Origin of the sequence: Sphingomonas sp. PAMC 26605, assembly GCF_000241485.1 — a bacterium.
Lineage (GTDB): Bacteria > Pseudomonadota > Alphaproteobacteria > Sphingomonadales > Sphingomonadaceae > Sphingomonas.
This window is the reverse complement of record NZ_JH584245.1, coordinates 48,088-72,114: the sequence shown is the minus strand read 5'-3', so window position 1 is coordinate 72,114 and position 24,027 is coordinate 48,088. Positions and strand designations below refer to the sequence as shown.

Below are 24,027 nucleotides of genomic sequence, written 5' to 3'. Positions count from 1 at the left end.
CCTGCCGCATTTTCACGGCCTGCAGCTGCATCGTGTCGTTCTGGATACGAGCAACCTCGATACCGATACGCGCCTGTATCGCCTGTCGGTCCTTCTCAGTGGTCGCGCTTGCCAGCGCCTGTTGAAGTTGATCCAGGCCCGCCGATCGCGTGGCCGTCGCGCCGTAAGCGGCATCGGCAATCGCCGCGTTCTTGGCAGCCGTGTCGCCAGCCGCCTCCAGTGCCGCGCGTCGGCTCCGATCAGCATCGGTCGCCGACCCGGGCAGCGCCGGCAAATTCACCTTGCGTCCAGCGCGGATGTTGGCTGCCTGCTGACCGAACGTACCGAGGCTGCTGCTGCTGCTAGTGGCGAGCTGCTCGATATCGCGCGCGCCGCTCGGCAGCCATTTCTTCGAGGCATCGCTGTTGAGGAGCTGGGCCACGCCGTCGACGTTCGTCAGGCCGTGAACGTCGTTATAGGCGTCCACGGCCTGATTATAGGTCTTGGTCACGACGGCGAGCTGATCCTGGGCCGCCTTCAATTGTTGGACGATCTGAGCGTAGCTCTTGACGTCGAATACGGCCATCTGCGCCGTCGCCGGCGCAGAAGACGCCAGTGCGACCGTCGCGCCCGCAAGCATCATCCGCTTGAGCATAGCTTCCCTCCTCATCGCAATCCCCGCCGCCGCTGATGGAACACGGGCAGCCAATCGTTCGGATCATCGCCGAGTTCGGCACGCAGCTCGTCGACAAGACCGACTGTCGAAGCGCGGCCTGATAGGATCGCGAGCATGTCGTCCATGCCGTCGAGATCGAGCTTCACGACGATCGAATCCTGCCCCTGCTTGATGAGAAATTGGCGCGATTCCGGCACGAGCTCGTAGCGGATCAGGCGATATTCCTTCGCGGTCAGGCCAAGCCCGATGCGGTAGTCCTGCTCGTCCGCGCGAGGATTGGGGAATAGGATCCATGTCGGGGTCTGGCCGATGATGCTGCTCGCGATCGGCGAACGGAGCGCATGCTCGGGATTTTGGGTCGCAAAGATCAAAAAGGCGTTGGCTTTGCGCCAGGTGAGGAGCGCGTTCTCGATGTAGCCGGCGAACTGCGGATCACCGAGCGCCTTCCAGAATTCGTCGATGACGACGACCAAGCGTTCCTTGCGCGCCAACAACGCGTCGATCCGCTCGAACATGTACATCATGATCGGTGTGCGGACCTCAGCATTGTCGAGGAAGTCGGTCATGTCGAACCCGACAAACCGTCCTTCGAGGCTCACCAGATCCTCGTCATTGTCGAACACCCAGCCGAGCGCCCCGCCCTGCCCCCAGCGCTCGAGCCGGGCGCCGATCCCCTCGGCGTCGCGGAAGCCCAACACCTCGCGCAACTCTCCAAACGTCCGAAGCGCGACCGGGAGTCGGCCGAGGGCAACCAAGCCCTCGTCGATCAGCCTCTCCTCACCGACGGTGAGCGGCTTGCCGTCATGCTGGACGAGTTGGCGGACGAAGCGCCCGAGAAAGGCACGGTAATGCGGCGAGTAGTCCTCGCCTTTGAGCGGCGCGAAGCCGGTCGGATGCCCGTTCTTGAGCGCGAGGTAGGTGCCGCCAGACGCGCGGATGTAGATCTCGGCGCCACGATCCTTGTCGACGAAGATCTGCCGCGCGCCGGTTTTCTCGGTCATTGCCATTAGCGCATTGAGGCCGACCGTCTTGCCCGATCCCGTGGGACCGATGACCCCCGTGAAGCCGACGTCCTGGACGTGGAAGCTGAAATAGAAAGAGGACAGCGCGGTGGTCTGGAACATCATGATCGCCGGCCCCCAATGGTTGCCGTCCGCTTTCCCCGCGGGATAGGTGTGGAAGGGTGAGAGCGCGGCAAAGTTGCGCGAGGTCACCATCGCCGGTCGTGCGCGCCAGCGCGCGTTGCCGGGAAGCTGCGCCCACCAGGCCGCTTCGTTCGCGCTTTCCTCGCGTACCGCAACCAGACCTGCATCTGCGAGCAGGCTGCGCGCAGCCGAGAGATTGTCGTTCAGCGCCCGCACGGTTTCACCGAAGACCGCGAGGCTGAAATGGTGTTCGCCCATCACGAAATGGTTGCTCGCGAGATCGTCGGCAGCTTCGTCGAGCGCGTCTGCGGCGCTGCGTGCATCGTCATCGGTTGAGATGAGCTGGCGACGACGTTTCCGCACGCGATCGGCGCTATCGGCCCGCGCGGAAGGGGCCCAGCTTTGCGTGATGCAGCATTGGTAGTTCGCGCTCAGGAGCGCATCGAGCTGGCCAGGCCGCGTCGCCGCCGGATATTCCCGTATTCCGAAGATGCCGAAGTACTGGCTGCGATCATGCGCACGGACCTCGCCCAGCTCGCGCCCGAAGATCAGGCGATCGCCATAGAGTGCGGACCCGAGATGACCGCGCACCAGCGGTACGCGACGGCGTCGTCCCATCAGGATCAGCTCAAAAACCTCGAGCGGCTCCGAGAACGTCAGGTCATTATACTCGTAAAGCGTGAGCCGACGCGGCGTGAACCGGCCCAGCAGCTTCATCGTTTCCCCGACACGTTCATTAAAACGCTGCAATCGGTCGGTCTCGACGTCGACCAAGGGGCCGACCTTCTCACACTTAGAGAAGAGCCCGCCAAGTGCGACCGCGATCTTGTCGGCGGCACCGACCGCAGGTTTTTCGACGATCGACAGGTATAGCTCATTGATGAAGCCGTGCTCGCCAGCCGTGCGACGACGATAGGCGGCATCGAAGCAACAGGCGAAGTCGGATCGGAACTCGCCAGCGGGATAGACTTCGCTGCGCTCCCGGATTGTATGCGTGATCCACTCGACCCGTTCATCCGACAGGTTACGCAGCGTGCTATTGATCTTTTCGTGCATGCCGTTGAGATCGCTCTGGTCGAGCGTCTCGAAAGACGCGCCCTGAAGCTGCACCACGGCAATCAGCGCACCGCCGTCGGTGACGATCGTGCCGGTATCGGCATGCCGTGCGTAAGGCAGAAAGTCGGTCGGCTCCTTTTCGCGCCGCGCGATCGAAAACGGCGCGCGGCCCGCCTGGTCAAGTTTTGCAGCCCTCACCAGCCGAATCCCTTCCGCCTGAGCGGCGCCACGGGCAGCGGCGAATAGGAACTCCCGCCCCACCAGCGCCGATCGCGATTGGTCCACTTGGTGCGCAGCGCCAAATTAAGCAGCCGGAAGGCGTTGGGCTCATGTCGCACGATAAGCCGCGCAGCACCGAAGCCGACGATCGAAACGGCGATTGCATAGAGCGGATTGGCAAGGAGGAGCACCAGCACGCCAAACATCGCCAGCGGCACGGCCGCGTCGAGCGGGACGCCGAGCCACATCGGCGGCCGGGTGAGCGCGAGGTACACCGGCTCGACGATCAAGGGCTCGTCCTCGCGTGTCATCACCCGCCGGTGATCTGCGTGAGCACCCAGGAGGCGCCGAAGATAAGACAAATGCCGCCGATGACGGCCACGAGCGGACCGGCGCTCGCCCTGCCTGAGAAGAATCTGTAGCCGCAAACCGCCACAGCAATAACGGCGACGCTTTTGGCAATACTGCCGGTCAGCCAGCTCTTGATGTTGTCGACGAAGCCTTGGATGTCCGTCGTCCCCTGCGCCATGGCCGGGCTTGAAAGGGTCAAGGCTGCCACGATCGCGATGACCCAAAAGGTCGGCGACCGAAACGCCCCGTTCCGTGAGCTGCTCATTGCGATTTCTCCTTGCGATCGAAGGTTCCCGCACCCGCGGAACTGGTTTCGAACACCATGACGTTGGTCGGATTCCCGAACGCGACCCACGCTGGTGCCGGTATCGGCCGCACTACTGCATCGACCGCCCGCGGTCCTGCTGCTGGCGCCGTCGGTGTCCCTGCAGCCTCTGCCGGCCCGTCGCCGACGATCGGATCGATCGATGCGGGGTCTATGTTGACCCGCTGGGTGCGGCCGAGTTGCGGCACGATGGTTGCGGCGGCCTGATAGACCCGGCCGACATAGCCGTTGCCGAACCCGCGCCATGCATTGCCGGTGTTGTACATCGACAGCATCGCAGCGAGGGAGGTTTGTGCGGACCTTCCCCTGCCCACTTTGCGATAGTTACGCTCCAGGAGAGTGGCCGCGGCCGCCATGTTCCGGCAGGCGTCGAAGGCATCGGGAACGCTGAGGCCGAGATCGGGCGCTGTTCGCGAGTTGATCTGTCCTATACCCATGTCGATGCTGTGGCCGCGCGCGATAAGCGCTTTCGCGGTCGCGATGGCCTGCGGCCTCGATGGGAGATGGAAGCGCTGTCCCGTTGTGTTGTCGGCGATCACGAGCGTGTCGAGCCGGCTTTCGTGATAGACGACAGAGAGCAACGTTTCGCGAGCGACCCTCGGCGCGCATTTATTGGCGAGGCCAGCGGCGACGGCGAGAGAGAGGATCATAGCGCTGCCGGCGCCATACCCGATTTGCATTGTCCGACTGGATTTGTCGATCTGGCTACTGCGCGCATCACGCTGTTCCCCAAGGCCAATTGCCTATCACGAGGGATAGAGCGGAGCGCGCGAGCGGGCGCGCCCAGACGCCACGGATTCCGGCGGAGATCGCACGACATCCGAGACGATCTGCCCGAAAGCACGAGTCCTTGCGTCAGCGTCGTTGGTAAAAGGATCGACGGCCTGCTCGAAAGCACGAGCATTTCCGCCGCGTTCTGCCCGATAGCACGAGCATCGGCACGCGCCGGTTCGCTTCCCCACCCGTAACAATCGAGTTGCGCGACATTCCCTGATTCGACCCGACCCGGTCCGACGATAGGAAATGCAACGCGCCGCTGGCAGGTGAAGCACGCCCAGCCGGTGCCATCTAAGTGCCAGGGAGATGCCGTGCTGACATGAAAAACCCGGCGCGAGGCCGGGCTTTTCGGGGTGCTCACTAGGAGCGAGGTGGAAGTCACTTCTTAGCGAACACCCCACAAATCCACAAGCGAAACGCGCGTTCTGCGCCACCTAGCTGTGTGTCCGCACGGGCTCCAAAGGGGGAGTTACCGAACGATGACCTATGCCTATCATCCCGGCGCGGGCTTCCGCCGTTTCGACAACGCTGCGGCTTCCGCCGACCAGCTTGCTCAGGCGTTTCGTGGCCTGCCCGAGGGGAGCGGCCCGGGACAGGCGCTCGCTGCCTTCAAACGCGCGGCTGCCTATCTCGCGGTCCCCCCGAGTGTGGTGCAGCTCATCGATGTCCTGTTCGCTTGGACAAAGCCCGAAGATTGGCGCTCGGCTTCGACGCCGATCGTATGGCCACGCAACGACAAGCTTGCGCGCAAGTTGGGCTTGAAGGTGCGGCAAGTGCAAAATCTGCTCGACCGCGCGATTGCTCTCCGCCTCATCAGCCATAAGGACAGTCCGAACGGGCACCGCGGCGGCGTAAGGGCGGCGGATGGCACGATCAAATGGGCTTACGGCATCGTGCTCAGCCCGATCGGCACCCGCATGGAGGAATTCAGGGCCATCGCGGCACGTGGTGCGCGCGAGGATGAGGAGATCGACGCTCTGAAACGCCGATTGACCGCCGCTCGTCGTCGTACGTCCAGCCTCGCCCAGGCGGCCCTCGACGGCATGGTCTTCGGCACTGGCGCCGAGGAGGAACTGGCGTTGGCGCAAAGTGCCGCCCGACAGATGCGGGGTGTCCGCGACATCGCCTTGCTGACCGGCTGCGTTGAGCAGCTCGAGCAGCGTGGACGGATGCTGGCGGCCAAAGTCGCTGCTGCCCTTCTCGAGCGCGAAGCGCTCAATCAGTCTATTGAACCTAATGATATTGCACCCACGGGTGTGAGTGATTGCATCCACTCTACAACTACAATCCAACCCCAAACTGCTAAAGCAGTTACAAGTAGGAGCTTGGCGAAAAGAAGTAGCAGGGATTACGATGTGAGGTCGCCTCTCCCTCAGACCGAGGTTGAGGAGGACCTGGAGAAGCATGGCGTCGATCCAAATTTCATCGAATCAGTCACGCCTGAGCTATGCGGCGCGCTCGGTTTGGGGGAGCCCGGTTGGGGAGAGCTAGTCCACCTTGCGGAAAAGCTTGCCGACCAGAACCACATCCATCGCCATGCCTGGCACGAAGCATGTCGGATCATGGGCCAGCGGGGCGCTGCTGCCTCGGTCATTGCCACCGTTCGCAAATACCAGGCCGGCGAGGTCGAGCGGCCCGGTGCATATCTGCGGGGAATGAGTGGGCGCGCCGCTAAGGGCGAACTCAATCTCGGTCGCACCTTCCATGGCCTGAAGGATCTTCGGCAGGCCGGGGCAATGCGTACCATGCAAGCGGGAGGCGACCCGCGCTCTGTCGGCGACATCGCCCGCCGCACCATGAGCCAGTTCGTGCTTTCGGGCAGATCGTCATGATCCGAGTAGCTGGGAACGACACGCAGTGCGTTCGGGACGATCTGCCCGAAAGCACGAGCTCATCCACCCTTCCACGCTGTTCGACACGCTGGGTTGAGCCGGCTTGCCACACCATCCTGCCACTCGACTCGTGCTTTCGGGCAGATCGTCGTCGTTAGCCGGTGCATCGTCTCCGAAATGACGTTACGATCTGGGAAGAAGAATCAGGCCCTGAGGGACCGCCATGAGCAAGCAAGCCGTCGTCACGCGCCAAGGCAATTTGTTTGAACCCGATAGCCCGCTTCACGGCAAGGTTCGCGGCGAGCGCAGCGTCATGGACTTCCCCTTCTTTGCTCTTTCCAAGGTGCCGGTCGACAAAGAGCTCGAGTTCAAGATCGGGAAGCTGAGCATCCAGATTAGGCCGAGCGCGACCGGCATCGCGACGATGTACGACAAGGAGATCATCCTCTACGTCGCGTCGCTGATGGCGCAGGCGATCAGCCGGGGCGAGGAAGTCGATCAGAACTTTACCTTCACCGCGCACGATTTCTTCCGCATCACCGGTGTCGCGCGTCCATCCAAGCGCGATTATGATCGCTTCACCGACGCACTGGAGCGCCTGCAGGGCACTCAGATCAAGACGAATATCCAGACCGGTTCTAAGATCGAAAAGGGTTGGTTTTCGTGGCTATCGGAAGCCACGGCTGAGTACGCGGTTCTCCCGAATGGCGAGCAGCAGCTAAGGGTCGTGAAGGTCCGCCTGTGCCCTTGGCTTCACCGGGCCATTCAGCTCGATGGCCATATTTACCACTATCACCACGACTATTTCCGCCTCGGCACGATCGAACGTCGCCTTTACGAGATCGCCCATTGTCACTGCGAAGGCGAAGAGATTGAACTGCCGATCGAGCTTCTGTCACGCAAGGTCGGCTCGACCGCGGAAGCCTCCAAGTTCAAACAGCACTTAAAAGCGGTCGAGGCCCGCGATGATCTCCCCGAATATAAACTCTCGCTCAAGGATGTCGTGCCGAGCGAACCACGTCTCGATACGCGCGGTCGCCGGGTGACTAAGCTCGACACTGTCGTTGTTCTGACCCCGCGAAACCGCGCGCCTGCTGCTCGCCTCGAGACCCAGGCAGCCTAACGCTGCAGCGCCGAAAGCCTAATGGTAGCTGCCGGTCAATTACCGCGGCGTATGTGCGAAATGGAATTAAGTCCTATCCCCGTAGTCATCTAGCAGCCCTAGTCGGTTGACCGACTGCGATGGGGCGCGGCGACCAGGTCCCCGACCAGACGGTTCTGGCGACCCACGACCGGACGGGTTCGTTTTCCTAGGTGTCACTGGCTGATGACCTTCGCCCCTGAGGATACGGCAAGCCAGCAGGAAATGGTCCTGCTCATCGGCGCGATGGCCTCGAGACAGTTGCACGACGCCAGTGGCGCCGCACCGACCGTTAGGCTAATGAGTTCGATAGATTCCAAGGGAGCAGCGCATTGCCTTCTCATCCCGGCAAGGGGCACGCCTTCCCCTACTTCAAGGTCCAGGTGCGCGATCAGCGCTCACTGGCCTGGAAGGACCATCGCAAGGAGGCCTTCGACGACGAGGCGTCCGCGCGCGCCTATCAGGCGACCCTCGACCCCTATCTCACCTCTCGCGTGACGCAGTGGGACGAGAGCGGCTCGCGCGCCCTCGACAACTGATGCCGACGCCACACACGACAACGGCTATGAAGCCTTTAGAGGCGGCGAACTACGCCGCGATCGCCGCCGCCGTGGTGACGGCGCTGGGCGGGTATAAGCTCTTCGAACCGAAGCTGGAACGCATCCGCGCCGTGCGGAACGAGATTGGGAGCCTCGAGCCCGGCTTCCGCCTGTTCTACCAGTTCCCGCAACTACTCCTTATCTTCATCACTAGCGCATTGTTCCTCGATCTTCTCGTTGTCTTCTTCGACACGCTGCACCCCGGCGTTATGACGGCGGGTCGCTTATCGAAGTTCATTGCGCCCGCCCTCGCGCCCGAAACCACCATTTGGGTCATCTTCGCCGTCCCTCTCGTTGGCGGAATAGCCTACTGGAACTTCCTGCCGCGTTTTTTCATGGGGCTTGCCCGACTACTGTCGATGCTGCCCATCAAGGGCCTCCAGAACCGGTTCGGCCCTAATGGGGAAAGCGTGGGCTGGCATCAGACCGCGGCGGTCGTTGAAGGCCCTGACAAAGGGCAGCCGCTGATGGTCGACCGGGATGCAGTGGAACGCGTCGCGTGGGCGACCCTCGCCAAAATTGGGCAGACCAAGTCCCGAGACTATGCGTCCGAACCCAATCTCCCACCGGACGTGAAGGCGAACGTCGCGCTGTTCGGCTGCATACTCGAAGCCGTTTACTATGCTCAGGTTTGGCCGCGCCCCGAATGGTCGAAGTTCTTCGCTGCCCTCGCCGACATCGAGCTGGGTCCCAACCCCATCTTTGCGCCAGCGAACCTGACATCTTTTCCCAGCGGGCAGGCGTTCTTCGAGGCTTTACGCGACCGGCTGGAGGCGGCACTCAAAACGCAGCACCAGCCCTGCCCACCGGACCGGGGCCTCGCCGCTGCCGCCGATGTCGTCCGCACATGGAACCTGCTGAACGAGAAGGCGAAGGGCGACGTCCTCGGGCTAGTACCCGCATTCGCGAGGTTCTTCGGCGGCCAGGCCTTCTGGCTGGACCGCCGCCTGCGGACGTTCCCTAGGCTGGACAGCCTTGGCATGCGGCCGCAACTGATCAAGCTGCTCATTCGGTGGAAGACCATCCCGAATAGCCACGGCGCGTTCGCCCAGCCGTTCTCGAAGCATCAGACCTGGCTCCTACTACAGGAGGGAGCGCTCAGGGCGCTCCCAGAACAGAAGGAGATCACATTCCACAGTACGGGACAGGTCGGGATCGCGCGAATCGCGGCGCTGCAGGTGATCAAGCACGTCGCGAAGCTGATCGAGCAGGGCGACTCCAAGGAGGCTCTTAACGCGGGAACCCATCTGGGGCAGACCGCCTGGGAGCGGCTTGAGGGCGCTGACTTCACTCTGTGGGGCTGGTCGAACGCAGCCTCAAAGGACGCTGCCGCCAACGGCTGGAGCAAGACCACGTGGCACTGGAAGTTCGAGGACGGGCGCGTCCAGCGACAATCCTGATGCCAAACCCTACGACCAGCTTCTCAGAACTCCGCAGCGACTGGTACCGCGGCGCTGAGCTCATGGCCCGCCTGATAGACCAGTCGAGCCAGGGGGCCACGAAGCTCGTCGGTTTCCCCGCCCAGTGGAACGCCCTGTTCGAACTCATGGGGGCCGACTGGGCCGACTCCAGCCGCCCCGGCGACTTCATCCCTTTGATTTCGGACCTGGAACCCGATGATCTGAAGGCGACGATCGAGAGGGCGCGACGGGAGGGACGGCTCCGAATCCTTGTCGAGGCGGTGGCGGCGCTCGATCCACTCGTCGCCGACGTCCTGCACCGCCTAGACAGGCGAGGCACGAGAGCTCTCACGTCGGTGGACGGAAAGATCCATTTCACTGGCTGGCAGTCCTACGGCCGCCCCGAAGTCCTCGATTTCGAGGCACGCGTCCTGGCGGGCGCCTCGCCGTCTTCCGCGACCTCCATCCTTCTGCCATGTGCGAGGGGGCGACCATACGATGGCAGCAAGACGCATCGGCGACTGGACAAGGGTCTCGGCGCGTCCGTCGCATCAGCCGACCGAATCGTTATCAGCTCGCTCGGCGTCATCCCATCCGCCTTCTGGTCTGATCCTGTAGTGCTTGCATATGATTCCGGGGTCCCCGACATTTATCGGGTGCTGAGGCTCATGCGCGCCTTCTTCGAAAAGGTGCACTACGAGGTCGTCATCGACTGCCTCGAGTTCGAGCCCTACCGCGACTGCCTTCAAATAATTCGCAGGGAGGGCCTGATCGGAGAGATTCGGCCGGGTCCGTACCGCAAGGTCAAGAAGCTACCCCGGCCGTGACATTTCAAAATGACGGTGCAGCGGCGCCGCGCAGGCGTTTCCTCTGGCTCGGTCAGAGCGCGCGGACGACTGTGGTCACGCGGAACTATCCAGAGCTGGCGTCCGCGCGGTGGATGGCGAGCCTTGGCGACGCCATCCACCGTCCCCGCATGCTGGATACGGTCTTCGGGCCAAAACTGAAGGAGAGGCTCGCGATCGACGGACCACTGATGCTGGATTCCGGCGGCTTCACGCTGATGATGAGGAACGGTGCTATCAGTCTCCGCGACGTGGCGCGGGTGTTTTCGACCGCCAATGCCGATGTCGTCATATCCCTTGATCATCCTCCGCTCGGGTCCGACACGCGGGAAGTCCGCGAGGAGAAGTATGTCCGCACGCTCGCCAACTACGAGCACCTGCACTCGGAGATCGGCAACGGCCGACTCGCCCCCGTGGTCCACGGGACGTCCGTCGAAGAGATCGAACGGAACTGCGCAGGGATACGACGGATAGAGCACACGCCCGCCTGGGTCTGCCTGGGTGGGCAGGTTCCGCTCCTCCGCCAATCTGGTCAGCTCCGACAGAAGGCCATCGAGGCGCGCCGCCAGTTCCATGAGACGGTGACGCTTGTTCGCCAGGCCTTCCCGGGCTCCCGGCTCCACGTCCTAGGTGTCGGCGCACCGAGGACCATCGCGGCTGCGTTCGAAGGAGGCGCGGACTCGGTCGACTCCGTCGGCTGGCGGCGAGCGGCAGGTTTTGGCACGATCTTCATGCCCGGCGGAACCGAGCGGTTCGTCTCGGAACGGGGGCGCAAACGCGCCAACTCCCGCCTAATGCTGACTGACACGGATCTAGCGGCGCTCGCCGAGTGCAAATGTCCAGCCTGCCGACGGGAGGAGCGGCTAGCTGATCGCCTGACCGTTCTCGCGGGATCCTACCTCGCGAGGGCGGCGCACAACGCCTCAGTCTTGATCGCCCAGGCGGACCGCACCACCGCCCCAGCGTCGCCCGCGGCCTCTCAAAGCTCTGCCCCGATCTTGTCGAGCGTCAGAGACGGGGCGAACGCCTCATCCTGGTAGATGCCGGCGAGCGTGGTGTCGGAAACCTGCGCGGCCGCCAAGGCGGGCTGACCGCCCGCGAGGTACGCGGCGTCCCAAACCGCGGCGAGGTAGCAGGCCCCGGCGGCCATCACCTCACCAGTTCTCGGCCCAAAGGCGGTCCACAGACCCTGGATGACGGGCTTGGACGTGCCGCCCCCTAGCTCTATGTACTTATCGCAGAGCTCGGAGGGGGGGATGACGCCCGCGCAGTAGGCCATGAGGGAGACCGTCGCGAAGGCGGCGTCGGATCCGTCGGTCATGGCCGGAATCGGTTCCGCGAACGCCCGTGCAGCCGGGAGGATCATGTCGAGCAGCGGGCCTGAGAACATGTCGACCATCTTGTCTTCATAGGCGCTGTGTACCCCCTTCCCCTGCCACTTCTTGGTCTTTCCCGTCGTTGCGACAGGGCGGTCCTGATAACCGTCCGACAGATAGGACCCGTGCAGCGGCTGACACGCGTCGCCGATGTAGTGGGAGATGACGCCCGCTGCGCAGAGAAAACGCTCCACTTCCGGCCGCTGTCCCACTAGCGCGTCGATCATGACCTTGAAGAGCTGCCATACGCGGAACGGGAGGATGCCCTGATGCGCCGCGTCCTTCTGGCTGTTGGCCTCATACCACGCCTGCCAGTCACCGACGGTCAGCTTGCTCCGGTTGCCTATGACCATATCGCGCAAGGACTGGCCGCCGTTCGCATCCGGCTTGTCGATGTCGGCGTAGTGATTGGGATGCTCGGGTCCTGCGTTCTGATGATAGTCGCGTCCGCCAGGCACCGCTCCCTTGACCTTCTTCCAAACGAGGTCCGGCACGTCGGCCAGCTCGACGAAATCTCCGGCGCTCAGAGCCGCCCTGATCTGGTCCGCGGAGAGCTGGTCTGGCCTGAAGCTAATACGCTCGAGATTGGCCTTGAGGAACGCCTTAAGCGTCGGATCGCGCACGAGCTCGATGGCGGCCTCGGCGATGCTGTAGTGGCCGGTCTGTCCCCAGAACGGCTGAGCACCCGTGTCGCCTGTCCGGACAAGATCTACGTCCAGAAGCTGGCACGCGGTGGCGAGCCCCGTGGCGAGACTAAAATTGAGCGTCCGGTCATCGGAACCGATTAGCCCCTGACCTCCCCACTCGACCGCAAGCGGCTGGAGGGTTCGATCACCGCTCGCCGCATCCGTCTGGACGAGATGCCAGACCATGCCGGAGTCGCCAGGGCACGTCTGGGCCTGGCCGTCCTCGGGGGCGATCAGGAATTCTGACACGTATTCGTATCCGGCTAGCGCCTTGTGGCGATAGAACAGCGCCTTGATGCGGCCGACGAGGTGGCCGGACACGGCTCCGAACGCCTCCATCCGCTGGTCTATGAGCTGCGTGCCGAGATTATCCTCGTTGAGGTCGACCACCGCCCCAAGCTCGCCCTCGAGCCCAAAGACGCGGCTCGTCCAGTCCCCGACGACGTCCACGTCAACCAGCCCCACGTCGAGCGTGAGGAAGGTCCGCTGCGCACTGAACGTTGGGAAGACATCGTCGAGCGGAAGCCGGGTCAGCGATCGCTTGGACGCCACGCCGACCGGCGTTACGTCGCCGCGGAGGCTTGCCGAGAGTACCGTGTCTGGCTCCCCAGCGACATGCCGGTTGGTGAGCGCGAACGTCTTGTGGCCATCGGTTACGAGACAGCCGACTGTGCCCCGGCGCACATCGCCCTGCACCTCAGCGAACAGTGGACATCCTCCGCCGACGTAGCTCTCGGGCCAGCGGATCAGCGCAGGCGCCGCTTGAGCAGGCGTACCGGGCTTCACGAGCACGACGCAGACTGGAGCAGCGCGCCCGTCCGAGAGATACAGCGTTCTCGGCACCATGTGGGTCGGATCGATGCCGGCGTCGCCGCCAAACTCCGTCGACGCTACCCAGTCGTTCACGAGCACGACGACGCACGGCCAGGAGTTCGACCGGACCTCGGAGTTCGCGAACGTCCGAGGCTCCTTATCGTCGACGCCCTGCTTGCGGATCAGGTATAGGCCGACAGCGGTGCCGACCACGTTAGCCTTATTCATCAGGTGCCAGTGATAGGCGTCGCGAGCTGCCAGAAGGTCCTTCAGCGACAGGCTTGCGTAGTTGATCTGCGTGGAAGTCAGCGACATCGTTTCCCCCATTTGACGGAAGCAGACTCAACAAACAGGATGATCTGATACATAACTATTGCGAAGTATGCCAGCCCATCGCGTCAGTTCCGCGACAGTCCTCCGCCCATTTCGGACGCATCCTTGGATTGGTTGCGAACGACCGTTCGACTGCCCCGCAAATTGGATGAAGGCCCCGCGTTCAAGCCTATATGCGCCAGCGACATATGTAGGCTCAAGAAGAGGCAATACTACCTTTGGTGGCATGACCAGCAGTCTGTGCGGGCCGACCGATCAATGTGATTGCCGCTTTCGGAAACTTTGACGGCTGCAATGATCGGCCACTTAGGAGCGCAAAGCCGACCGGCTAGTTAGCGCGGCCGAATGGCGGGTTTCACCAGCAGCCGACGCTCGCTTCGATCACGCTAAATATCTCCAGTTGGTCGGAAAACGGCGATCCATGGACGACCCACAATGCGACGTTCGTGGCGGCTTTAATTACCCGGAAACCGGCCGTTGGTCCAGGCGCTGTCCGGCGGCCGAAACTCGGCGGGTTGCTGATCAGCGGCTCTTGGCGTCCAACCCGAGGAACCGGACCTTTGTTTAGCTGGCCGCCTGTGCCCACATTTGGACATCCGCCCCGCTAAATCGTTTTTTAATTTCGGCCGTTGAGATCTGACGATCAATGTACCAAGCGCAATTGCTACTAGCGGAGCCAAGTCATGGGAACGAGCTTTATCCCATCTCTCCAGCGCTCAACTGTCGACTCTCGAAACCATTCTTGGAGTAAATCGACGTGGTCAGCCACAATGATCTGCATGCTGGGCGCCATACTTACACAGTAATCAAGCAGCAATCGATATAGACGGGCGACCGCAAGCTGGTCCTCGTCTTCTGCGCCAGATATTTCGCCGACATCCTTTTCCTTCGGATAGTGAGCTTGAGAAGGCTGATCGAGCATGACGAAGGCTGGCACGGGGCGATCTAGTGTGCGGAACAGCTTATGCAACGCGAGATGCGCAGCGACGTGATAGCCAACCCAGTTTTCGCCACTGCCAATTTGATAGAGAAAAAGCGGTCCGTTGATCGTATCGGCTACGACAGTAAGATTTTTGCGATCAAGGCGAAGGCTGTTCTCGCCATGTTCAAGCTCCAGCCGACCAGCGTAGTCGGTAATGTCGCGACCGATCAATCCGAGGGCGGTCGTTAGCCGTTCCTCCATGGCCTCTTGGTCCAGGGCGGCCTCGAGCTCTCCGACTTCTGCCCTCACCCGGGCCAACTGCAAGCGGAGGCCCTCACCGTCAGAGAGCGTTCGCGCATTTTCAAGGTAGTAGCCGATGCGGCCAGCAACGCGGGCCTGCTCAGTAAACTGATCCTGCTCAATTCGGAGCCGCTCATTGTCGGCAATCCGGGTGGAGATGTCTCCCTGAACGCTCGTGAGCTCAACTTCGCGGCTTGTCCGCTTCGTTTCCAGATCGGCGATGTGCCCCTGGAGTCGAGGGTTGTCCCGGCGCACGCTGCTCAGCTGACGATCTAAGCGACCAAGAGACTTTCGAATTTCGTCTACCGCAGGGACCGCTACGGCGAGATGGCTATCGCATAACGGGCAGGTTTCATGGGCGGCCGCATCGTGGGAAACCAGTTCGATCGAGGCCAGTCTGGCCTGCTGCTCCCGAGCTTCCGTTTCGAATTCAGACGCCTCCCTCGTCAGGCGTTGGAGATCTTTGATGTCGTCGCGCAGCTCCTGGAGCTCAATCCGAATGCGACGGCGTCGTTCTTCCAAGTCGGTGAGATCCGCCGCTGGATCGTCGGTTTTAGCGTACTCCAGGCTCCTTGGGCCCGCAGCCTGTCCCAATAAGGCCCGAACACCTTCAAGGGATGTGGCCGACGCATCTAGGTCTAGCAATCCAACACGCTTCGCCTCTTGAAGGAGATTACGCGCGGTGCCGGAGGCCTCATCGGTTAGGGCTAGCGCATCCGCGTAGCTTCGCTCAAGGGCCCTCAATCGGCGACGAGCGTCCTCGTACCTTTTCTGCTTGAGGAAGTGATCCTCACCCATGGCGCCAACAAAGTATGGAAGTGTGTCTTTGATGGCTTGGGGGATCCGCTCCTCCCCCTGCCGATGAAAAAGGAGGCGGCGACTGGCAATTTCATCTTGGTTCTGGAGGCAGAAGAAGATTGCTTGGCTGGCAGATGCATCCAGCGGGCGACGGGTGCTGCCGGGCTCTGGGATATAGAGGTTTTCCGCCACGCCGAGGATTGCAGACAGCCTTTGACGGAGTCCATCAGCGGTTGAGTTCTTGACGAGAGGAACAGTTGTTTCTGGGAAGTCCTCAACATTCCGTTCGAAGTAAATCTCGTCGCTGGCCTTGCCAGCCGGTCCGGGATTGCGCCTTGCGACGAGGATCCCTTCGCCATCATTGTCAAAGATCACCGCGAACCATGAAACGCCACGCCGGATCTCACCCTCGGCAATGGTGCATTCCGAACGACCCCAGCAATAGTCGACGATGTCTAGCAGCGCGGACTTGCCGGTCTTGGATGCGCCGGTGACGATGTTGAGCGCACCTAGATTGAAGCGCACATCGCGACGCTCGCCGTCATGAGAGTAGATTGCGATCGCTCTGATCTGAAGGGTCACACCCGAACTCCCATAGTCTGCAAGACAGCCGCGGGCTCGGCTTGGTTGCCGAACCACCTACCGAGCATTCCGGAAGCCCGTCGCATCTCATCAACCTCATCCGTTGACACCGAAGGCTTGGCACTCAGCTTTAGCGGGCGGTTGCCAATCCCGAGGCCGTCGCCGCTGATCTTCACAGCTCCAATTTGAACAAGGAATAGCAGCGCCTCCCGGGTCACTGGTCGGAGCCGCAACGTCCTGTCCGCGAGCGTGCTCAGCGTGTCGGCATTGTCGCCAGCCCAAGACGCGAAGGCGGTGTTAGCCCTGCCCGGAAGCGCTTTTCGAGAACTGGGATGCAAGACCAGCGGCGCGACTAGAAAAGCATAGGCCAAGGGCATCGACCGACCTGCCTGCTTGCTAAATTCATTGATGGTTCGGGCCAGAAGCTCACCGCAGAATGCGGGATTGAAGTGAGCAGCTTCTTCTTGCGGACGGTCGCGCCACAGGAGCTCATACCGCGTTTGGCCCGGCATCTCAGGTCTCCGCCACGCAGATGGTGACATAATCTCGATGCCAGCCAATTCGAAGGTCGTTGGCTAGGATGTGGTAGGATCCAACATTCAGGAAGCGCGCCGTGAGCGAGCGGAAGGGGAATCTCGCTTCGTTCTCGACCCACTGATATAGGATCTGGCCGCCCTGCTTCAGGGCGGCCTCGTCCTCCGCGCTATCAGTATGGCCATCGCACATCGCCTCGAACCGCGGTTGCCATTCTTCGACCAGCCGCTGCTCAAATTTCTCGACCTCATCGTCAAGCACCACATGCTCGCGCGTCCATTTCGACCGCTGAGCAAACGCTCTGTAGAAATCTCGCTTGGCGAAGCGCATACGGTTGCCGCCGAGCCCGATGACCTGAAGCTGCTGCACGAAACGAAATCCGTCGTATCCTGCGTATTCGAGCTCATCGGGTTCAGCATGTTCGAAGTCTGCAACGAGGGAATCCCTCCTGAGCATTTCACGAATGTCGTCGAGCTTGGCCTCAACTAAGCCAATTGCAATTGGTAAAGGCGGCCTCGTCATGAGCACCCCGCAAACCAACGGCCACCACCATCCCTCCAGCATTTCGCGCGCAGCTGCGGCTTTTCCAGGGGGTGCGACAAGACGCAGGGCGTGCTCCAGCTCACCACCTAGGTCAGTAATTAAGGGCTGGTTGTCGAGCACTTCCACAGCGCTCAACAAAGCTGACCGCATTGGTTCCGAGAGCGCTAGGAACGCGGCAAACGCCGGCGCCAACGCCTTGTTCCTGGATGTTTGGGCCACCTCGGTCAGCCATTCATTGGCGGACTTCGGATCACGTTTCGCACCCGGCGCATATGCACCAGGCGGTCGGAGCAGCGATGCGGCAGACCCCACGGGCGCCGATCCAGTCGTTATCAATGCCAATCTCGCCCGAGACGGCAACGACGGATCATCTTTTGCGGCGACCGACCAAACACGCAAAGTTTTCCAGAGATCTTCGCTCGCGTCACTCAGACTGGCCACACGATCGATGTGATGCTTTGTTTGCAGCAGCTCCAACGCGGTGCCCTTCTGAAAGGACACATCATCAAGGCGTTCGATCGACACGTCGACCTCTACACCCGTGTTCACATGCGGAATACATAAGAGCAGCGCGAGCCGAGCCTGGTATAGATAGCCGACGGCGGACGCTCCCGCCATAAACTGGTCAGCCCCGTTGCTCAATGAAACCCCCATGAATTAAGGTATGCCAATCCATTGACCAAATACAAGGCGCCGTCGAGCAGCACGGTCGTTGCGGTTTAACGGCCAACGACTGTCCTACCCGTTTCGGCGGCCTTCATTGGCCCCGCAAAAGCCGTGGGCAGATGCACATCCCAAGTGCCCGGCTGGAGCCCTCCGCGGATAGATGGTAAGAGTTACATCCGGCAGGAGAGCGAACGATGGCATTCAAAAGTGCGGCACCAACCGAAATCGTGCCCACGAGCCCCGAGGAGATTTTGTTAACGCTTCCCCGCCGCACGATCCCCGGCGTGCTCCTGCATCAAGGCGAGATCATGAGGAGCTATGCAGGCCAAGCTGTCTCCGAGCCTGACGTCGCGCTGCAGCTTCCTACGGGCAGCGGAAAGACACTGGTCGGACTGATGATCGCCGAATGGCGGCGCCGCAAGTTCAGGGAACGGGTCGTATACCTCTGCCCGACGAGACAGCTGGTAAATCAAGCCGTGGGCCAAGCTCGGGACCAGTATGGACTGACGGTCAACGGATTCACGGGCGGTAAGCGGGAATATGATCCGCAGGCCAAGGCGGAATATCAAAACGCCGACCGTGTCGCAGTTACGACCTACAACTCGCTCTTCAACACCAACCCGTTCTTCTCGAACCCCGACATCGTCATTATTGATGACGCCCACGCCGCTGAAAATTACATCGGCGAGATGTGGACGGTTCGCGTTCAACGGACCAGACCCCAGCATCGAGTACTCTTCGAGGCGCTCACAGGTGTCCTCAGGCCGCATTTGGACGGCCATGACTTTTCGCGCCTCACGGGCCGATGGGACAGCAATCCCGAAGACCGACGGTGGGTCGACAAGCTACCGACGCCGGTCTTTGCGGAAATCGCCGACGAATTTTCTGCGGTGATCGATGCACACGCGGACGATCTGGACATACGATGGCCGTGGTCGATAATCCGCAGCCACCTCGCGGCCTGCCACCTTTATATCTCGGCCACCGAACTGCTCATCCGGCCGCTGCTATCGCCGACGTGGCAACACGCACCCTATCGGAATGCCAGACAGCGGATCTTCATGTCCGCGACACTTGGCTCTGGTGGCGATCTCGAGCGGTTGACCGGTCGGCGCAGCATCAAGCGGCTGCAGGTGCCCGAGGGCTGGGACCGTCAAGGCATCGGGCGCCGCTTCTTCATTTTCCCCGACAGCTCTCTTGAAGCAGACGACGCCGTCACACTGCGCCACCAGTTGATGCAACGCGCGGGCAGGAGCCTCGTCCTCGTGCCGAGTGAACAGCAGGCTGACGAAATCCGCGAGGATGTGAAAATCAATCTCGGTTTTGACACCTTTGGGGCCGATGCCATCGAGGAGTCGAAACAGCCCTTTGTCGCGATGCCGCAGGCCGTGGCGGTCATCGCGAACCGCTATGATGGCATCGACTTCCCGGGCAACGACTGCCGGCTCCTATTTATAGAGGGTCTTCCGCGGGCGGCTAACCTCCAGGAACGCTTCATCATGCTTCGGATGGGAGCGTCGCAACTTTTCAACGAACGCGTGCAGACCCGAGTGCTGCAGGCCATAGGTCGCTGCACGCGATCTCTACAGGACTACTCCGCTGTGGTGGTGTCAGGTGAGGAGCTTCCCGACTATCTCGCGGATCGACGACGCAGGGTTCACCTCCATCCCGAACTTCAGGCCGAACTCGAGTTCGGCAGCGAGCAGTCGGCCGGTACAACCAAGGCCGACATCATCGAGAATTTCGAGATCTTCCTAGCGAACGACGCGCGCTGGGATGCGGCCAACAACGACATTCTGCGCAAGCGTGCAGTTGCCGTCCAGCTGCCGTTCCCGGCTCTCGGAGAACTGCAGACTATCGTCGGCTCCGAGATCGATTACCAGGCCAGGCTTTGGCAGGGGGACTACGAGGGCGCCGTCGAGGCAGCAGAGTCCGCATTGGGCAATCTCACGGATTCCGATCTGCGGGGGTACCGGGCGCTCTGGCACTACCTCGCTGGATCCGCAGCCTGGTATGGGGAGCGTGCCGGTATCGCTTCGCTAGGAATGAAGGCGCGGAGCCACTTCAGTCTGGCGAAGCGGGCTGCCGTGGATCTGCCGTGGCTCGTAAAATTGGCGCGCTATCAGACGCCTGGCGAGCCACCATCCGGCCGCAGTCCGCGATTGCTTGAACAGATCGAGCGCGTCGAAGGCGTCTTGGAGCGATTAGGGAATGTGACTGATCGAGAATTCAACAAACGTGAGCGTGAGATCCTGGAGGGTCTCGCGTCACCGGACACCTTCGAGCAGGCCCAAGTGCATCTAGGGGAGATGCTCGGCTTCCTTTCGGGCAAACGCGAGGTCGATGCGTCGCCCGATCCCTGGTGGGCAGTCGGTGATCTGTGCTTCGTCTTCGAGGATCATGCGGGCGCGACCAACGACGTGCTCGACGCAACGAAGGCGAGACAGGCCTTCTCGCATCCAAATTGGATCCGCGAACACGTCTTACTGCCTGACTCTGCCACGATCATGCCTGTGCTGGTGTCGCCTGTGACAAAAGCGAAATCTGGCGCCGTGCCGCACCTCCACACGGTGGCCCTCTGGGAGATCACATCGTTCCGAACTTGGGCCGTTAAGGCATTAAGCGCGCTTCGCGATCTCAGGCGAACGTTTGGACAGGCCGGCGATCTGGTCTGGAGGGCGAACGCTGCCGAACGCTTCGAACAGGAGGGCATGGGCGCCGACGCCATTCACGATTGGCTTAAGAAGCGCATGGCGAGCGGAATCCTGCTGGCGGTTCCTTGATCGGCGATAGGGATCATGAAGCGGCGCCGGGATAGCGTACAGTCCGATTTCCACCAGAAATTTGCCGATTAGGCCCCCTGCCCACAACCTGAACGAACGGATGGTTACCGGCGATTTCCGCCCGAAGCGGTCAGGCCGCAATCCACCCAAATGACCCTAAAAGCAGCCGGTCCGCCCGCCAGCCAAATTTCAGCGACTTTTCTTTTGTGAGGGTGTGGGAGTCCCCCAATTCCTTGCGATGAATGGTTTGAAGCGTCGGCTCGGACGGCGGCAAACATGCCTCGCATGTTCGCCGCCTGTCGCCTTAAGCAGGTTCGCCCACTTTCGCGGGACGACCACGCTTTGGTGCGGATGCGACAGCGTCTGCCTTCACGGATGCTTTCTAGCCCGGCTTTCGACCGAGGCCGATCTTCTTCGCCATATCCCGGCGCATCGCCGAGTAGGATGGTGCGGTCATGGGGTAGTCGGCTTTCAAACCATAGCGCGCGCGATATTCTGCGGGTGTCAGACCGTTGGTAGAGAGATGCCGCGTCAGCGTTTTGTAAGGCTTCCCGTCGATCATTGAGATAATGACATCAGGATTTGCCAACGACTTCCGCACAGTGACAGCGCCTGTAAATTCAGGAGTCGCTTCCGCAGAGGGAGCCTCCGCCGGCGCAGTTGAGAGGCCGATCACCGCGTCATGCATCGACTTCAAGAATGCAGGGACATCCTCCGCCGACGTGCGCGTATTCGGGTTCGACAGCCATGCCATCGTTAATTCGGTCGCGAGTTCAACGGTGTTCGTAGTTTCGTCAGTCAATCTAGATTTCCTTCCAAGGCGCTTGGTATTGAGAGCTTTGTAAACTTATCCTGAACATCTCAGGCGCTCAGCGTTTGCTTAGCCTATTTTGGTCCCCTTAACGTACCGAGCATTTTGCGGGCAATAAAAACATAGACGCACGATCAGACGCGATCCAAGCCTGCGACCTCGTGCTGTTCGGCGAGTTCTATGTTGATCCGACATCCTCCGACTTTGAGATAAACCGATACACGGTACCTCGGGAAATGCCGAGCTGCCTCGCAATATGGGCGGGCTTTACCCCGTCGGCAGCAAGCTTCCGGACGGCTTCAGGGTCGATCCGCGCCTTACCACCTTTATATACCCCCCTCGCCTTGGCAGCTTCTATACCTTCCGTCTGACGCTCCCGTCGTAGGTTGGTTTCGAACTCTGCAAACACACCCAGCATATCGAGAAACGCTTTACCAGCTGCGGTGCCGGTGTCGATCGGCTGTTCGGTTGCTTTAAGTGCAACCCCCCTGCCCTTCAGCTCATGAACGATATCTTGCAGATCCTTCATCGATCTGGCGAGCCGATCAATCCGCGTCACCACCAGTGTGTCCCCCTCTCGGAGGAAGTCGAGCAGGATTTGCAACTCTGTTCGCGGCCCGCGCTCAGTCCCGGACTTTTTCTCCGCGCGGATCGTTTGACATCCCGCGGCAAGGAGCGCCGCCTGCTGGATTCCAAGATCCTGCTCAGACGTCGATACACGTGCGTAACCAAATAGCGCCATTTGAGCCTCATCTGTTCGACCAGGCTCTAGACCTCTCGCACGGAGTGTTCAATATCCATCATAAGGACCCTGATAAGACGCAGATGATGTTCCATAGAACGTGCGCCTCCAGGGTATACCCTTACGGACGCCAGGAAAGGCGACTGGACCGGTAGTTCAAGCCGATCGTCGAATCAAAGACTCCGCACGGGCCGGTGTGCGTCAGCTTGGCGCAGCTAGCGGCCCGGCCGTCATCGCCGGCATAGCTTCCCCGCTTCCCTTCTTCGATCGCAACCGTAGCAACATCGCCGCAGTGCGTGCCGAGCTTCAAGGTGCCGACCCCCGGCCGCCGAGCGTTAGTGTCACAATCGCCACAAGGAGCGAGAGACTGGCTGGCAACCACAAGGCGGCTATGCCGAACGTTGGATATTCCACCGCGCCCAGGATCGCCCCCGCGACCAGCCCCGTCCATAAAGCGAGGTATGACAGCCACGCGAAGCCGCTACGGCCGAGAAGCACTCCAGCGATCCCCTGCCCGACCTTGGCCAGCGCACCGGTCATGTAGGTCAGGCCGATGCTTCCGCCAGGCTGTTCAAAGGCGGCATTCTCCGCCCCCATTGCAAGCGCGGTCAGTCCGATGGCGACGCCCTGCACGCCGGCCATGCCGCAAACCGCCGCGCCCGACAGCAGCGCCGAGACCAAGACGAGCACGACCGAGCGTCGGTGTGCGCCCGCCAGCGTTCCACACAGCGAACCGAGTACCACGCCTGTAACGAATCCACTGATCAGCCCCGCGGCGATTCCGGCACTGGCTGTGCCGCGACTGATCCCGACAGCAAGGCGTGTCGAGTTGCCGCTCATGAAGGATACGAAGAATCCTCCACTCGCGAGGAACCCGACCGCATCCACATAGCCGGCGATCGCCGACAGGCAAACGGCGAGCGCCTGCGCCCGTCTATCCAGCCGGGTCAGGCGAGCTCCGTCGCGTGTGGCGGGTAGGGCGCGCTGGCGCGGTCGCGCAGCAGGCCGCCGATCGTGCTGGCGAAGTCGTGATTGACGTCGCGGTGATGCGCTTCATCGTCGCGCACCACCAGCACCACGTCGCGCAGCGTCGCATCGTCGGCCATCTTCCAATAATGCCGCGCGATCGCCGGGGCCGGCACGTTGGGCGAGCGGCCCTCGTCGATCTCTTGCAGGTACAGCGTGTAGCTTGTCACCGCCTCTTCCTCGAAATAGCCCACCACCCGGTGCGCGGTCTTGGCCGAGAGCAAGTAGAGCAGCGAAAAGGCGATCAGGAACACGCCTTGCACCAGCAGGATGACGGTGCGCTCGAACCAGGTCGGTTTGGCGATCTCGACGAAGGTCATCAGATGCATTCGCTCGTTCTCGGCCTCTTCCATCAGCGTGCGGATCCACCCCTGGTCGTCGCGCATCCATCGCAAGCATTTGAGATGAGTGAACATCGCGCCGACCATGCCGGGCACCGCCGCTACCGTCTCCAACACTATCGCGCGGTGACCGTATCGCTTGGCGAAGAAAATGTCGGCGCAGAAGCGCAACAGTTTCGTGAAGCCGAGCGCGAACTGATCGGCGAAGCCGTGCGGCACATGATGGACGACTGGTCGCGCGGCGCGTTCGGCGGCCAGGGCGAGGGCATCGGGTTTGAGGAGGGTGTTGACCATCGCATGTTCGCTTCCAACTCGTGTAGCCACCGCTTTAGCGCGCAGTGCGAAGCCGACGCAGCTTCGGGAACTACGCAAGCCGGCACCTGCGTAGTTCCCGAAGCTGCCCTGCGAGCGATGCGACCCGCATAG

General features: G+C 61.6%; 19 protein-coding genes and 1 pseudogene. 7 read left to right on the top strand and 13 right to left on the bottom strand.

The window, feature by feature from the left end; translation table 11 throughout:
- The 5 genes from RH90_RS21480 to RH90_RS21460 all read right to left on the bottom strand — a co-directional run.
- Positions 1-634 (bottom strand): type IV secretion system protein (locus RH90_RS21480; RefSeq protein ID WP_010189062.1); only part of this gene is annotated, 634 nt, incomplete at its 3' end.
- Between the two features lie 11 nt (positions 635-645).
- Positions 646-3,054, bottom strand: coding sequence for a VirB4 family type IV secretion/conjugal transfer ATPase (locus RH90_RS21475; RefSeq protein ID WP_010189060.1), 2,409 nt, complete (start codon positions 3,052-3,054; stop codon positions 646-648).
- Positions 3,051-3,386: a VirB3 family type IV secretion system protein gene (locus tag RH90_RS21470; protein ID WP_010189058.1), complete on the bottom strand. Its 336-nt coding sequence runs from the start codon at positions 3,384-3,386 to the stop codon at positions 3,051-3,053. The genes RH90_RS21475 and RH90_RS21470 overlap by 4 nt, the downstream gene beginning before the upstream one ends.
- Positions 3,386-3,691 (bottom strand): TrbC/VirB2 family protein, encoded by a 306-nt coding sequence (locus RH90_RS21465; RefSeq protein ID WP_010189056.1) that lies wholly within the window; start codon positions 3,689-3,691, stop codon positions 3,386-3,388. The genes RH90_RS21470 and RH90_RS21465 overlap by 1 nt, the downstream gene beginning before the upstream one ends.
- Complete coding sequence (locus RH90_RS21460) at positions 3,688-4,401, bottom strand: lytic transglycosylase domain-containing protein (RefSeq protein ID WP_157134813.1); 714 nt, start codon at positions 4,399-4,401, stop codon at positions 3,688-3,690. Before RH90_RS21460 ends, RH90_RS21465 begins: the two co-directional genes overlap by 4 nt.
- 606 nt (positions 4,402-5,007) lie before the next feature.
- On the opposite strand from RH90_RS21460, the gene repC reads away from it, so the two are divergent.
- The 6 genes from repC to RH90_RS21430 all read left to right on the top strand — a co-directional run bounded on the left by repC (position 5,008) and on the right by RH90_RS21430 (position 11,385).
- On the top strand, positions 5,008-6,360 hold the full coding sequence (gene repC, locus RH90_RS21455) for a plasmid replication protein RepC (RefSeq protein WP_010189052.1): 1,353 nt from the start codon (positions 5,008-5,010) through the stop codon (positions 6,358-6,360).
- A 223-nt stretch (positions 6,361-6,583) separates the two neighbouring features.
- Positions 6,584-7,483 carry a replication initiator protein A gene (locus tag RH90_RS21450; RefSeq protein WP_010189050.1) on the top strand — a complete coding sequence of 300 codons (900 nt, stop codon included), beginning with the start codon at positions 6,584-6,586 and terminating at the stop codon, positions 7,481-7,483.
- A gap of 350 nt (positions 7,484-7,833) precedes the next feature.
- Complete coding sequence (locus RH90_RS21445; protein WP_010189048.1) at positions 7,834-8,040, top strand: hypothetical protein; 207 nt, start codon at positions 7,834-7,836, stop codon at positions 8,038-8,040.
- Between the two features lie 26 nt (positions 8,041-8,066).
- The gene (locus RH90_RS21440; RefSeq protein WP_010189047.1) at positions 8,067-9,500 is read left to right on the top strand and encodes a hypothetical protein; all 1,434 of its coding nucleotides are present in this window, start codon (positions 8,067-8,069) and stop codon (positions 9,498-9,500) included.
- 62 nt (positions 9,501-9,562) lie between these two features.
- Positions 9,563-10,327, top strand: a complete 765-nt coding sequence (locus RH90_RS21435) for a DUF5591 domain-containing protein (RefSeq protein WP_157134812.1) — start codon at positions 9,563-9,565, stop codon at positions 10,325-10,327.
- 149 nt (positions 10,328-10,476) lie between these two features.
- Entirely contained in the window at positions 10,477-11,385 is a 909-nt protein-coding gene (locus RH90_RS21430; RefSeq protein ID WP_010189045.1) for a tRNA-ribosyltransferase, read from the top strand.
- Here RH90_RS21430 and RH90_RS21425 read toward each other — a convergent pair.
- The 4 genes from RH90_RS21425 to RH90_RS21410 all read right to left on the bottom strand — a co-directional run bounded on the left by RH90_RS21425 (position 11,325) and on the right by RH90_RS21410 (position 17,874).
- A complete protein-coding gene (locus RH90_RS21425; RefSeq protein ID WP_010189043.1) occupies positions 11,325-13,535 on the bottom strand; it encodes a hypothetical protein in 2,211 nt (736 codons plus the stop codon). The two genes, RH90_RS21430 and RH90_RS21425, sit on opposite strands and share 61 nt — an antisense overlap.
- Positions 13,536-14,220: 685 nt before the next feature.
- A complete protein-coding gene (locus tag RH90_RS21420) occupies positions 14,221-16,155 on the bottom strand; it encodes a DUF3732 domain-containing protein (RefSeq protein WP_010189041.1) in 1,935 nt (644 codons plus the stop codon).
- On the bottom strand, positions 16,152-16,667 hold the full coding sequence (locus RH90_RS21415) for a three component ABC system middle component (protein ID WP_010189039.1): 516 nt from the start codon (positions 16,665-16,667) through the stop codon (positions 16,152-16,154). The genes RH90_RS21420 and RH90_RS21415 overlap by 4 nt, the downstream gene beginning before the upstream one ends.
- Position 16,668: 1 nt before the next feature.
- Positions 16,669-17,874: an ABC-three component system protein gene (locus RH90_RS21410; protein ID WP_198283487.1), complete on the bottom strand. Its 1,206-nt coding sequence runs from the start codon at positions 17,872-17,874 to the stop codon at positions 16,669-16,671.
- Positions 17,875-18,092: 218 nt separating this feature from the next.
- Here RH90_RS21410 and RH90_RS21405 point away from each other — a divergent pair, with 218 nt between their 5' ends.
- Positions 18,093-20,681, top strand: coding sequence for a DEAD/DEAH box helicase (locus tag RH90_RS21405; RefSeq protein WP_010189037.1), 2,589 nt, complete (start codon positions 18,093-18,095; stop codon positions 20,679-20,681).
- Positions 20,682-20,985: 304 nt separating this feature from the next.
- Here the strand turns inward: RH90_RS21405 and RH90_RS21400 are convergent.
- The 4 genes and pseudogenes from RH90_RS21400 to RH90_RS21385 all read right to left on the bottom strand — a co-directional run bounded on the left by RH90_RS21400 (position 20,986) and on the right by RH90_RS21385 (position 23,895).
- Positions 20,986-21,483, bottom strand: a pseudogene (locus RH90_RS21400) (MucR family transcriptional regulator).
- Between the two features lie 187 nt (positions 21,484-21,670).
- Positions 21,671-22,234 (bottom strand): recombinase family protein, encoded by a 564-nt coding sequence (locus RH90_RS21395; RefSeq protein WP_010189035.1) that lies wholly within the window; start codon positions 22,232-22,234, stop codon positions 21,671-21,673.
- Between the two features lie 306 nt (positions 22,235-22,540).
- A complete protein-coding gene (locus RH90_RS21390; protein ID WP_332306578.1) occupies positions 22,541-23,143 on the bottom strand; it encodes a YoaK family protein in 603 nt (200 codons plus the stop codon).
- 38 nt (positions 23,144-23,181) lie between these two features.
- Positions 23,182-23,895 carry an alternative oxidase gene (locus RH90_RS21385; protein ID WP_010189029.1) on the bottom strand — a complete coding sequence of 238 codons (714 nt, stop codon included), beginning with the start codon at positions 23,893-23,895 and terminating at the stop codon, positions 23,182-23,184.
- Positions 23,896-24,027: the final 132 nt, after the last annotated feature.

Coding starts and splice junctions, on each gene's coding strand:
- RH90_RS21470 (WP_010189058.1), bottom strand. CDS start 3,386: ATGACACGCGAGGACGAGCCCTTGATCGTCGAGCCGGTGTACCTCGCG.
- RH90_RS21405 (WP_010189037.1), top strand. CDS start 18,093: ATGGCATTCAAAAGTGCGGCACCAACCGAAATCGTGCCCACGAGCCCC.
- RH90_RS21435 (WP_157134812.1), top strand. CDS start 9,563: ATGGCCCGCCTGATAGACCAGTCGAGCCAGGGGGCCACGAAGCTCGTC.
- RH90_RS21395 (WP_010189035.1), bottom strand. CDS start 22,234: ATGGCGCTATTTGGTTACGCACGTGTATCGACGTCTGAGCAGGATCTT.
- RH90_RS21465 (WP_010189056.1), bottom strand. CDS start 3,691: ATGAGCAGCTCACGGAACGGGGCGTTTCGGTCGCCGACCTTTTGGGTC.
- RH90_RS21425 (WP_010189043.1), bottom strand. CDS start 13,535: ATGTCGCTGACTTCCACGCAGATCAACTACGCAAGCCTGTCGCTGAAG.
- RH90_RS21460 (WP_157134813.1), bottom strand. CDS start 4,401: ATGATCCTCTCTCTCGCCGTCGCCGCTGGCCTCGCCAATAAATGCGCG.
- RH90_RS21450 (WP_010189050.1), top strand. CDS start 6,584: ATGAGCAAGCAAGCCGTCGTCACGCGCCAAGGCAATTTGTTTGAACCC.
- RH90_RS21440 (WP_010189047.1), top strand. CDS start 8,067: ATGAAGCCTTTAGAGGCGGCGAACTACGCCGCGATCGCCGCCGCCGTG.
- RH90_RS21430 (WP_010189045.1), top strand. CDS start 10,477: ATGCTGGATACGGTCTTCGGGCCAAAACTGAAGGAGAGGCTCGCGATC.
- RH90_RS21415 (WP_010189039.1), bottom strand. CDS start 16,667: ATGCCGGGCCAAACGCGGTATGAGCTCCTGTGGCGCGACCGTCCGCAA.
- RH90_RS21385 (WP_010189029.1), bottom strand. CDS start 23,895: ATGGTCAACACCCTCCTCAAACCCGATGCCCTCGCCCTGGCCGCCGAA.
- repC (WP_010189052.1), top strand. CDS start 5,008: ATGACCTATGCCTATCATCCCGGCGCGGGCTTCCGCCGTTTCGACAAC.